The organism is Nostoc sp. DedVER02 (assembly GCF_034530675.2).
Classification (GTDB): domain Bacteria; phylum Cyanobacteriota; class Cyanobacteriia; order Cyanobacteriales; family Nostocaceae; genus Nostoc.
Genome location: NZ_JAVRCP020000052.1, coordinates 30,904 through 43,423, shown reverse-complemented (window position 1 = coordinate 43,423; position 12,520 = coordinate 30,904). Strand labels below are relative to the sequence as shown.

The following is a 12,520-nucleotide window of genomic DNA, read 5'->3' as shown; positions in this document are numbered from 1 at the left end:
CATCTTTATCCAGTTTTTGAGGAGGAGGAATCTGTTAGTTCTAATGCAACATTTTAGCTGTGTCAGTCCACTACAATTTAAGGTTTACTTTATAAATCATCTCTTAATCCTTACTTTTCTAAGTTTGAGAATTAACGGGACGGCTACCGAGAACAAATTCACCTACAGAACTTTCAGCATAATAATCACATCCTACTGCTTTAGCAAATAAATCAGCATTTCCACCCCCGATCGCGCAGGGTGCTAAATTCATTGCTGTTGCTACCAAGTAAAAATTTTGGTATAAAACGCCTACGTGCTTGAGAATAATTGCATAAGCCATAGATTGATACTTCCAAGTTAAGCGTTGAAAACGAGCCGAAATCACCAGTAAAATTTGCGGCATTTCTTCAACTCCCATTGCACTAGCAGCACTTTGTAGTAAGGCTTCTACTAGTTCGTTTTTATCGGTAAGATGGCTTAGTTGGTGCGATAGCGGTTGATAATGATATAAACCAGATGCTAAATTTTGACAACGATTAATAACTGGATAAATTTCTAATTCATAAATTCCTCCACCACTAGGATAAGCACGTTGGCTAAGTTCTACCAAGTCATGTTTAATAATATTTTTAACTCTGGCGGCTCGATAAAGAAATTCTCCTAATTGTTCTACAGTAATTGGTTGTCCCCACTGACGAATTGATTTTCTTGTTTCTAAAACTTGTGTAAAGGGAATATCTGTTTCTGCTAAAGCGATTAAATCAGGTTTATAAAGGTCGATTAAATTATTAGATATTAGAGGTTTTAGGGCTGGTAGCGGCTCAATTTCGCCAACAAAACGATAGGTTGCACCAAAGGGATTCGCGTGTCTCCCTACACGGCTGCGGGTATGAAACAATAAATCGTGAAACTCCCATTGAGCCAGGGTTAAGTTTTCATTCTCAGCAATTACGCCGTTTTCATCTACTGTTGAGAGCATTTGACTGGTGAAAAGCAAACTGATAAATTGCTCGGCTATGTCTACAGAAATACCTGGAATTTGCGAGGAAAGTTCATGAATATTCTGAGGGGTGCCCAGGAGTGCAATTAAAGCTGCACCTCGCCAATCGAGCCGAATGTGGCAAAAAGATAAAGGCGATTCTAATATAGTTTCCCCTGCTATTTGGTGGGTATAAGCAAAGCGCGAGAGAACATACTTGCTTGAAGTTGATATTGGTTGAGGGGAAATTTGCAAATCTGGGCTGATGGGTACGGTAGTAGCGATCGCCACATCATTTACTACAATTGAATAGCAAAGCCATCCCAGATTCGCCAGCTTTTTGAGATAGAAATTAAATTTTTGCCATCCCTCAAAACCGTCACTTTCCCAAACAATCTTTTTGAGTTGCGAAGGTGGAGTTGGAACAGTTGCTAAAGTTTTTAAAACTGTTCTCAGTCCAGGTTTGGGATTCTTAAATGTTAGCCGTCGCTCCTCAAACTCAAGAATTATAGAACTGTCTTCTGGTGGCGCGATCGCAGCAATGTCTTTTCTCAATGAAACTAAAAATTCTGATGGCATATTTTAATCAAATTTGGCTTAATGCTGCGCCGGTATCTAAAGGTTGGGGTTTAATTTGCTCTAAACTGACAAAATTGAGTTCGTACAATTCCCCCAATTTTTTTAATAAATTATCTTCGATAAACTGGCATTGATCGGCAGGAGTATAACCACTAATGCGCGATCGACAAATATCAATCATGCTCACTTGCACTTGTTTCTGGACTAAAAACTCAATTAATTGGTCAATTCTCTCCAGAATTTTGTCTTCAGAAAGTTTCAGGATATTGGGAAACAATTCTGTTTGGGGAAATTCGTTAAATACTAGATAATATTTGCCGTCTTCAATCTCGGCTCTGATTGAGCTACCATAAGTTATTCGCAAAAACTGATAATTATCTCTCTGAAAACTTTGATATTGGAATTCAGTAATTTCTATTCTGCCTGTATCGTTATAATATCTGTTATTACAAGAAAAGTAATCTAGATCGATATCTAAAACCACAGTTTGATTTTCAGGGAACTCATCTTTAACTGTTAAACAAGTATATTTAGCAGTTTTATATTTAGGATCGAGTAAAATTGCCCCGATATTCTTGACATTTTTAGTTAGAAATATCGTTTCCTCTGGATCGCAAGCATAAACACACATAAACTCAGAGGATGACTCTTTTAGTCTTGGGCGCAGCCAAAAAACTTGATTAAATACTCTCTGATAAACTGCGGGAACAATAAAACTAGCAATATTTAATTCGTGATAAGTAAAATCATAAATATCTTGAAGATTGTTATTTATAGAATTGAGAGAACGAGTAAATCTAGGTGTTGCCATATCTGAATGTTCGTCGATATGCAGCAATATATTTTTTGATTTTGGAATGATATTTTGGCTAATAGCATAATGCCAAATCCAAAATGCTTCGTGATGTTCTTCCACGATCAAAACGGGAATAGCAGTCATATTTATACCTTTTACAGCAGTTTTCATTTACATGAGTTACAAAGTTGCGGGTTTTGAGGCAGGAGGCAGGAGGCAGGAGGCAGGAGGCAGAAGGAAGGAGTTAGAAAGAAACTCTTTATGTTTAATGAATCACTCCTAGTTGTACCTCACTTACTTGCAATCTGCTGTAAATCCCAATTGTTGAATTATAGATACCTAGTCTAAGCTGAAATGATAGTTTCATAATCGACAATTGGCAATAGTATTAAGCAACTTGTCTAGCCATCAAATCGGCAAAAATTCCAGGCTGTGCCATTAACTCATCAAACGTGCCTTGCTGCATTACCTGTCCTGCGGCAATTACATAAATGCGATCGGCATTGCGAATTGTACTGAGGCGGTGAGCGATCGCAATCCGAGTTACTTTTAACTGTTCTAAACTTTGACTAACAATTGCTTGCGTGCGATTATCTAAAGCACTGGTCGCCTCATCAAAAATCAAAATTCTCGGCTTCAATACTAAAGAACGAGCAATTAATAAACGCTGGCGCTGTCCTCCAGATAAATTCGAGCCACCCTCAGAAATTACTGTGTGCATTCCCATCGGCATTTGTTCTATATCGGCAGCAAAACCAGCCATTCTTGCTGCTTCCCAAGCTTCATCCATTGTTACTAACGCACCGCTAGAAATATTCTCAAAAATAGAGGCGCTATTAATGCGACCGTTTTGCAGCACTACTCCCAATTGCCGCCTGATCGCTGAAATATCCAACCCCGATATATCCTGACCATCATAATAAATCGTGCCGTCTTCTGGTTGTTCAAAGCCCAATAGCAAACGCACGATTGTAGATTTACCGCTACCAGAAGGCCCGACTAAAGCAATAAACTCTCCTGGTTTGGCTTCAATTGATACTTTATCTAAAGTTAAAGGGCCGTCTTCTCGATAGCGAAAATTAACGCGATCGCATTTGACACCGCCTTCTAATCGACCAGGATCGCTTTTATCTAAATCCACTTCTGGCAATTCTGTTAAAATCGGTTGAGCGCGTTCCCAAAGTATGGCAACTTCTAACACGCTAACAATCGCATTGCTCAATTTAGTTGCACCGCCAATAAATAGCCCAAAAGCACTATTAAATGCCAAAAAAGTTCCAGTGGAAAATTTTGCGCCTCCTCCTAACTGATGCATGATAATCCCGACAGTCAAGGAAAAAATTAGCATCGAACTAATAGTTGGTAGAACCTGATTGATAACTGTTACTGTATCGGCGATCGCTGTACTTTTGAGCATCAATTTTAGTTGCTGGCTAAATCCTTTTGACCAGTAAGCAAATGCCCGTTCTTCTGCCGCCGCTACCCGCAATTTAGATACGCCGTTGAGAAGTTCTACTGTTAGCCCGAATATCTCGCCTTGTAACTCTTGCATCGGCTTAATAATTCTGCGAGAAAAAATGCTAGAAATTGTTGTGGCTAAGAAGTTAATCAAGGCGATCGCTAAAGCTACCAATGCTAATTGACTGCTATAAACAAATAACAATCCCAAATTCAGCAGTGCAAAAAAGCTAGAAAATATTGTGCCGATAATGTTACTGCTGAGAAGTTTGTGAATTTGGGCGATCGCCGAAACGCGAGATTGCAAGTCGCCAGTCGAATATTTACGAAAGAAAGAGACTCGTAATTTTAATAACCGATCCCAAACTGCGGCTTGGTTTTGCACCTCTAGTACAGTTTCAATTCGAGCGATCGCAATATTTTGCACTAAATTAAAAACTGCATTCCCAAAACTAACTGCTAATAAACCCAAACCAATTTGTAATAAAATTCCCCGATTGGCATCCGGAATTGCTTTATCAATCAAAATCCCTGTTGCCTGGGGGGTAAGCATTCCTAGCAAAGCAGAAATCACCCCTAACACTAGCACGGTCAAAATTTCTCGATCGCGTCCGCGCAACGCAAACTTGATAATATCTACTGTTTTTAGTACCCGTTCAGGAAACGGGCGATAAAGCATATAAGCAATTGGAGAAATTAACTTCGCTGTCTCAATATTGACAGGGATGCGACGGCGTTCGTGAGGACTAAAAACTTCATAGCGATCGCTACCTACAGGTAATAAAGCCACTGGGCGATCGCCTTGGGCGGTGTATGCTAACAACGGGCCGCTATCAGACTCCCACCACTTACCGCTTAAAATCACCCGCCTTGTGCGTATCCGCGAAGCACGAGCAATCGCTTCTAGGGGATCTTTTACTCGCTTGGGATCTTCCGATCTAGCAGGCGGACGAATTTCAATTCCCAACGTCCGACCAACCGCACCCACAGCAATTAATAATTCTGTTCCTTCTTGCAGAAATTCTGCTTCTTGAGGGCGAAAAATACTCGTCAATTCCCCTAACGCCCGTTCGCTAGCTTGTTGATTAAGTTGCAAACGGGCGTTAAACTGCTGAAAACAGGTTTTTTCTTCCTGCTGTTCTAGTTCGTGCAAACAGCGCCAAAGATCGCTGTGAAATTGCTGCAAGCGTTCTAAGGTTGCAGTTGTGTCACTAATTTCTTCTGGCTTAATTCCATCCAAAACAATATCAGTATCGTCAAAAACTGCAACTAAGCGATCGCTCCATTGACGCAGGCTAGAGGGAATTAAAGATAAACTTTCATTCCCCTCTAGGCTGTATTGTCCCCAGTTTGTTAGGTCTACTGCTTGCAACTGAGTTTCTTCATAACCAATAGCAATCAGCGAGTAAGAATTCCCTTCTAGATTTATAGGAATTCCGAATATAACATCCCCTGGATTGATATCGAATAAGTAACGACGCGCTCCTTGCTCTATACCGTTTGCAGTTCCGACAGCAAACAAAGCCATTGTCCCTGATAATACCAACCATGCAGTATCAGAACGAGCCAACTTTAGAGGATTATTGCTTTTAACAATAGTTTCAGAATTGCTATAATTCAAATTATTACTCCGATGCAACTATCCGTAAATGTATCAAATTTGCTAATTCTTGGGGTTACGGTTCTATAGAAGTAGTCAATCTGTTTGCTTACCGTGCTACAAAACCCTGTGAGATGTTTTAAGCCAGCGATCCTATAGGTTTAAATAATAACTTCCACCTTCTAACAGCCACAGAGCGTTCCAAGTTGGTAATTTTAGCGTGGGGTATACATGGCAGTTTTCTCAATCGAGATTGAGCAGTGCTTAATCTATTTTCTTTCTCTATTTTTGGGAATTTTAGAAATTAATTAATAATTTCTCCTTTGTTATTGGCCAACTTTTCACGCCATTTTTGGAGTTCTTCAGGTGTTTGTCTCACCCAATCTGTGACTTCGCCAACGATTTTTAATGGTGCTTGGGAACGATATGAGCGTGTCGGATTGCCGGGAAATTTTTTGTCTGTAACATTCGGGTCATTTTCAAACTCCCCTGTTGGTTCAACGATATAAACACGTTCACGGTTATCGCCTTTTGCTAATGCAGCAGCTAGTCCCGCCCCATTGACAAGGGCTGTGAAATAAATGTGATTCATTTTGAGTTCAAGTTTGTAATTAGAACTGCCCCCTGCCCTCAGCAAATCGCCAACCTGCAAATCTGCTTTCGTTCCATGATAAAAGGGCCCTTTGTCAGAAGGTTTATCCTCAAACGAAGTTGCTAATTCATAATTCTTTCTTGCCTTGTCAGGGTCGCTTAAGTCCTCATAGCATTTGGCAATATTTGAATATAGAGAAGGTATTGCACTATTAACAGAGTTGTTATTTATTTTTAATGCAAACTGCAAAGCCGTTTCGAGCCATTTTAATTTGTCAGAAATATTTTTCTGATATCGAGCTACATAATGGGCTGAAATAAATTTTTCAAAGTCGTATGTCGCTTCGTTCCAGGCTTGAAGAAACAGTTTACTTGCTTCTTCTGGTTTGCCTTTTTCTTCCATCCCCATACCTTGAAGACAGAGTTTAACAACATTGTTGTTTGGGTTGAATTCCATGATTACTTTGTCTCGTAATGATTGTACTGTTGTGGGTGTTAGTGCAATCTGGCGCAAATGTGGTTAACGATCGCAATCCGTTTGGGCATAAGCCTTAGATCAATCCACTGCAACTGTTCCAACCTTATTATAAGTATTCATCCGAACTTGATATAACCTGAATATAGCCCTCTCGCCCGTGGGTTTTGATACCATTTCACGAAAATAATAAAACAGATGCAAACCCTAAAAGCCTGACTAGGTAGGACTTTCTTAATTACGAATTACGAATTACGAACTACGAATTACGAATTGGTATGACTACCAAGCTCAATAGCAAAAATCAGTGTGGTTTGGACAAGAAAAAGCGATCGCAGTCCAATCATGCGATCGCTTTGGGAATCAGTGTAATACTAAATACTATTTCTCAAGGGAAATTAATGTTATCGGCAGCCACTACCTATGGCAATACTTGTCGGGTTTTGGGTAAAAGGGAAAGAAAAACCTTTAACCTTTCCCCTTTAACCTTTCCCCCAAATCCAATTCCGAGTTAAAAATGCAAAACACAGAGCAGTATTGCTACCTATGGCACTCATTTTGTAGCTTCTGTATCATTGATTCGATATCGATTTTTAAATTCAGGAACTTCGCTTTGCCTTGAGGACTTTCGCACCAGTCATGCACAACATCCAAGCTTCCATTTAAAAAACCTAATCGACAGGCATGGCGCTTAATTTTACCGCTCGAAGTTTTAGGAATACTTGCAGGCTTAATCAAAACTACGGCAAAAATCTGGAGGCTATGCTCATTGGTTATAGCCTGACGAATATTCCCTAACACTTCGCTAAAATCCAATGTCTTTAAATAACTTCGCTTCACCTCTTGAACTATTACCAGTCGCTCTTGACCATTTAAATCTACTGCAAACGCCGCTCCACCTCCTGGTGATAACGCCGGATGACTTTTTTCTGTCGTCAGTTCAATATCTTGAGGATAGTGGTTTTGTCCTCGGATGATAATTACATCCTTAATGCGTCCCGTAACAAAAAGTTCACCATCCCGCAGGAATCCCAAATCTCCAGTACGCAAAAAAGGCCCTTCTTTGGTATCGGCCAGGTAAGCTTTGAATGTTTCCTCTGTTTGCTGGGTTTGTTTCCAATAACCTTGAGCTACGCTCGAGCCAGATACCCAAATTTCTCCCACTCGGTTGGGAATACACGGTGTTAGTGATTCTGGATCGACAATAACAATTTTTGTCCCTAGATGAGAGTGACCGCACCCTACCAAATGCCTAACTCTCTCGTTGTCTTCAGATGTCTCCACGACCAAATTTTGTTCGAGAGCATCAGCTTTAACCGTAGAGTAAATCGGTTCGTCTGTGACTGTTCCACCTGAAACCATTAATGTATTTTCAGCTAGACCATAGCAGGGATAGAAGAATTTTGCATGGAATCCACAGGGGGCGAATTTAGCTGCAAATTGTTCCATAGTTTCTCGCCGAACTGGTTCTGCGCCACTGTAAGCACTAGACCAATTACTCAAGTCTAGATTCTCCACTTGCTCTGGAGTAATCTTTGTTGCACAAAGCTCGTAAGCAAAGTTAGGGCCGCCACAATGAGTAGCTTGATAGTGTGAAAGAGCTTGAAGCCATCGAATCGGTTGCTGAAGGAAAGATGCTGGTGGCATCAGGACTCCTAGAAAACCTGTATACAAAGGTTGGATAATTCCATCTATGAGTCCCATGTCATGGAAGCTAGGCAACCAGGTTACAGATACGCTATCGGGCGTGAGTTCAAATGATTGCTTAATACAATCTGAATTGTGCAGCAGATTGCCATGACTAATCATTACACCCTTTGGTGTTCCTGTAGAGCCAGAAGTGTACTGGAGAAAGGCTAAGGTTTCTTTACTTATTTCTAGTGGCTCCCAGTCTAATTCCAGGTCGCTAGTAATGTTATCAGTTGCTATACAGTGTAAATTGGTTAAGTCTTGTTCATCTGCAAATAGCGCTTCTATGTTGTTTAACAAAGATGCAGTAGTAAGAACCACTTTAACATCGGCATTTGATGCGATCGCCTGCAATCTTGATAACTTTTGATTGCGTCGAGGTGGATAAGCTGGGACAGCCACTACAGAAGCATATAAACACCCGAAGAAAGCGGTGATGAATTCCAGACCAGGAGGATATAAAAGCAATGCTCGTTCGCCCTGAACTCCCAGTTTGTGGAGATAAACTGCTATTGTTCGTGCCCGTCGCTCCAATTCTTGATAAGTCAGTCTATCTGTTTCTGTTTCCCCATTTTGGAGAAAGATATAGGCGGTTTGATCGGGCTGATGTTTAGCTCTGTAAGTTAACAGTTCTACAAGATTTGAAAATTGAGGTTCTTGGTTGAGCGAATAGTCGTAATTTGAAGTCATTTTCTTGTTTCCGATTAATTTGTACAAAACTTAGGATGTTTGATAGTAATTTTGTTCTGAAACCCATGACTTAGTAATGGCTAAATTTAAGCTGCTTGTGTTACCTAAAAACCGCAATTTTTGAACTATGCGATTTCTAGGATCGTTGCAGCAGAGGTATAGTAGCTTGTTTTTAGCGATCGCCTTTACCCGTCATTACCATAGGTACTCTATTACTAGGAGCAATAATAGCGCCATAAGATTTTGATTTTACTAGTTCCTTATCTTCTGGTGCAAGCTAATAGCTACATAAGATAGTTGCAATAGGACTCAGACTTGATTTGTGAAACTATAATGAGACTGAAAAACTCGTTTTACAGGGTTTTATCTGAAATACTGTTCAAAAATCAGACAGGAGTCCTATTGCACCAGTTCCATTTCTAAAATTTCTAAAACATTGCCAAGACAAAAGCGATTACTTTCACCAAAGGGAATAGTTAGGCGAGTATTTTGCGCTTTATAAATCTATGTTTTTGGGCAAAAATTGTTTTAGCTCTGGGTCAAGATAAATTAATGCAACTCTTCTAACTAACTACGCTACAAAAATTGCATCAAAATTAGAACTGAAAGTATTAGAATTTTGCCAACTAACAACTGCTAGTAAGTCATTTCCTTGTAGGATTTGAGTACTTCCATTACTATCAGTGAAGGACAGGTTATCTAAACTGCTGACTTTAAATTTAGTTGCCCCCAATTGGAAGTTATTGATATTATCGTAGCCTTCACCTATTTGCAGTACAACAGTGGCACTTTCTGTACCCAACCAAATAGTATCTAAACCAGCCCCACTATTGATATAGTCACCACCACCGTTACCGTAGATAGTGTCATTTCCATTTCCAGTTGTGATGATATCAGCTTGAGAACCACCAAAAACTAGGTTATCCCCATCACCTGCAATCAGAATATCGTGTCCATCATTACCGTAGATGGTGTCATTTCCATTTCCAGTTGTGATGATCTCAGCTTGGGAACCACCAAAAACTAGGTTATCTCCATCACCTGCAATCAAGGTATCTTCACCACCGTTACCGTAGATGGTATCATTCCCGTTTCCAGTAGTGATGATATCAGCTTGGGAAGCACCATAAACTAGGTTATCCCCATCACCTGCAATCAGGGTATCTTCACCACCGTTACCATAGATGGTGTCATTCCCGTTTCCAGTGGTGATTTTATCAGCTTGGGAAGCACCAACAACCAGATTATCCCCATCACCTGCAATCAGAGTATCTTCACCACCATTACCGTAGATGGTGTCATTCCCATTTCCAGTTGTGATGATATCAGCTTGGGAAGCACCAACAACCAAATTATCCCCATTACCTGCAATTAGGGTATCTTCACCACCGTTACCATAGATGGTGTCATTCCCATTTCCAGTCGTGATTTTTTCGGCTTGGGAACCACCATAAATTACTTCATTGCGATTATTAATACTATAATCTTGTATTGTTCCGTCATCAGTGTCTAATTTCACTACCCAAGCGTCATAAGACCCAGCATTGACACCTCCCAAACTTCCATCAGTAATTCCCGATACGTAAACGTTGCCATAGCCATCAGCGCTGACAGTGGTAGCAGTGTCATAATCAGGCGTACCAAACTGTTTGAGCCACAGCTGATTGCCATCCTTGTCATATTTCGTTACCCAGGCATCATAAGACCCAGCATTGGTTCCTCCTAAGTTGCTGTCAGTGTATCCTGTCAAGAAGACATTATCATTTGAATCCACCTCTAGTCCATCAAAAAAGGGTGCATCATCACCACTAGTACCAAACTGTTTAATCCACAGCTGATTGCCATCATTATCGAATTTGGCTAGCCAGATATCAGAAGATCCGGCATTTTCCCCTCCCAAATCTCCCAGAGTATATCCGGTGGCATATACATTACCAGTACTATCGGTCTTAAGATCCCAGAGAAAGTCATAATTAGATGTACCAAACTGTTTAACCCACAGCTTATTACCATCTGTTTTGTCTAACTTAACTAGCCAGTTATCATAAAATCCAGCATTCTTTCCGCCAAAGTCACCTCTTGTATTTCCTCCAGCAAAGACATTACCATCTTTGTCAGTTGTGACACCCCAATCGTCATCAAGTTCGGTCGTGCCAAACTGTTGAACCCACAGCTGATTCCCACTGCTGTCGAACTTGGCTACAAAGGAATCAGTCGTCGGAAAGGTTAAGTTTTTTGGGTCTTGTCCTACATTTTTATTTTCTCCTGCCAAGCCGCCAACAGTATGCCCTCCAACGTAAACATTGCCATTGGTATCAGTGGTGACTCTAAAAGCTTCATCAAATGTGACAGTCCCAAACTGTTTAATCCACTGCTGGTTGCCGTCACTATCGTACTTAGCTAGATATAAGTCTCTTCCTCCTTGACTAGTACTGCCTAGTGTACCGGCTGTGTTTCCCGCAACATAAATATTCTTGCCGTCACTAGCCATAGACCACGAAGTTTCAGTTCCTGTAGTCCCGAACTGTTTACTCCATACCTGTTTGCCCTGGCTATCATATTTAGTCAGCCAAGCATCCCTAGCTCCAACATTGGTTCCTGCTAAAGAGCCACCAGTCCCACCCCCGACATAGAGATTGCCCTCAGCATCTACGGTAGAAGCAAATAAGAAATCAATTCCGTTAGTTCCAATTTGTATAGCCTTGTCTATTACTGCTCCTGCTGGTGGCGTGTTGCCCTTAAAGTCGAAGTAGTCACCCTCTAAATTTAAATTAGAAGTTTTAGCTACCAAGCCAACAAGGTCATAGCCAGTTTCCTTGCGCCAAAATATTGCTGTCCCCAGGTCAGTATCTACCAGTTCATAGTCTTCGGCAGTGCCGTGTAGTTGAATGATATCTTCGGTGGGGTTAAAGTCTGTAATGAAAGCAAATTGGTTTAAACCGAAGTTAGATGTTTCATCTTCAACATAGTAGGGTTGTTGCCAATCACCCAGAATAAATCGGTCTGGCCATTGGCTCCGGGTTCTGTTATCAACTTGACCTGACAATAGTAATTCATCGGTAAAATCACCAGTGAAAACATCAATTTTCTGTTTACCACTATGATTGGTAGCAGGATCATAACCAATCAGATTGTCGCTTCCATGTCGGCCCCAACTGGCTTTGACTGGTTGATCGTCTGATGCCACAATATTAGGTTCGCTGGAAGTCGTGAGAAAATCAACATATTTTCCAATTATGTTCGGAAAATTCTCATCAGGATTTTGGCTGAAAAATAATGGAAAAGACTTGCCATCAGGAATCAATAGGTCAGGATCGCTCGGAGGCGTGAGAGCATCAAGAACTGTAATAAGTGCGCCGGGGAAATTGTTACTAAATGCTGAACGTAAGACGTTTGTTAAGTTATCAGAAAGCTCACTTCTAGAAGGTAGATTTGAATTGGTCATAATTAGTAGCCAAAGTTGAGTTGATTGCAATCTATAGGATTACTATTTGATTTTTGAACGAAAATTAGGTATTGTAGCGTGTGTTAGAACGGAGTTCGTAACGCACTATTATCACAGGTTTGAGGCGTTACGCTGTCGCTAACACATCCTACGGATATTTTCTCCAAATCAAACCGGATTCCTATAGTTTAGTTAATCATGTTTTGCGATCGTTGGGACAAGTTAAACTTGTATAT

The 12,520-nt window shown here is 40.6% G+C and carries 7 protein-coding genes and 1 pseudogene; 2 read left to right on the top strand and 6 right to left on the bottom strand.

Features of this window, described 5'->3' with window-relative positions:
* Positions 1–118: 118 nt before the first annotated feature.
* From RMZ41_RS29220 to RMZ41_RS29210, 3 genes are all read right to left on the bottom strand, one after another.
* Entirely contained in the window at positions 119–1,540 is a 1,422-nt protein-coding gene (locus RMZ41_RS29220; RefSeq protein ID WP_322643441.1) for a SagB family peptide dehydrogenase, read from the bottom strand.
* 7 nt (positions 1,541–1,547) lie between these two features.
* Positions 1,548–2,507 carry a UPF0489 family protein gene (locus tag RMZ41_RS29215; protein WP_409876162.1) on the bottom strand — a complete coding sequence of 320 codons (960 nt, stop codon included), beginning with the start codon at positions 2,505–2,507 and terminating at the stop codon, positions 1,548–1,550.
* 217 nt (positions 2,508–2,724) lie between these two features.
* Positions 2,725–5,322, bottom strand: coding sequence for an NHLP bacteriocin export ABC transporter permease/ATPase subunit (locus RMZ41_RS29210; RefSeq protein WP_409876166.1), 2,598 nt, complete (start codon positions 5,320–5,322; stop codon positions 2,725–2,727).
* Positions 5,323–5,435: 113 nt separating this feature from the next.
* On the opposite strand from RMZ41_RS29210, the pseudogene RMZ41_RS29205 reads away from it, so the two are divergent.
* Positions 5,436–5,651: pseudogene (locus RMZ41_RS29205) on the top strand (DUF1643 domain-containing protein).
* Between the two features lie 47 nt (positions 5,652–5,698).
* Here the strand turns inward: RMZ41_RS29205 and arr are convergent.
* Positions 5,699–6,169: an NAD(+)--rifampin ADP-ribosyltransferase gene (gene arr, locus RMZ41_RS29200; RefSeq protein WP_409876164.1), complete on the bottom strand. Its 471-nt coding sequence runs from the start codon at positions 6,167–6,169 to the stop codon at positions 5,699–5,701.
* Between the two features lie 569 nt (positions 6,170–6,738).
* On the opposite strand from arr, the gene RMZ41_RS29195 reads away from it, so the two are divergent.
* Complete coding sequence (locus RMZ41_RS29195) at positions 6,739–6,975, top strand: hypothetical protein (RefSeq protein ID WP_322643445.1); 237 nt, start codon at positions 6,739–6,741, stop codon at positions 6,973–6,975.
* A 25-nt stretch (positions 6,976–7,000) separates the two neighbouring features.
* Here the strand turns inward: RMZ41_RS29195 and RMZ41_RS29190 are convergent, their stop codons facing one another.
* Together RMZ41_RS29190 and RMZ41_RS29185 are read right to left on the bottom strand one after the other, a co-directional pair.
* Positions 7,001–8,839 (bottom strand): fatty acyl-AMP ligase, encoded by a 1,839-nt coding sequence (locus RMZ41_RS29190; protein ID WP_322643446.1) that lies wholly within the window; start codon positions 8,837–8,839, stop codon positions 7,001–7,003.
* 571 nt (positions 8,840–9,410) lie between these two features.
* Entirely contained in the window at positions 9,411–12,284 is a 2,874-nt protein-coding gene (locus RMZ41_RS29185) for an SBBP repeat-containing protein (protein WP_322643447.1), read from the bottom strand.
* Positions 12,285–12,520 lie beyond the last annotated feature (236 nt).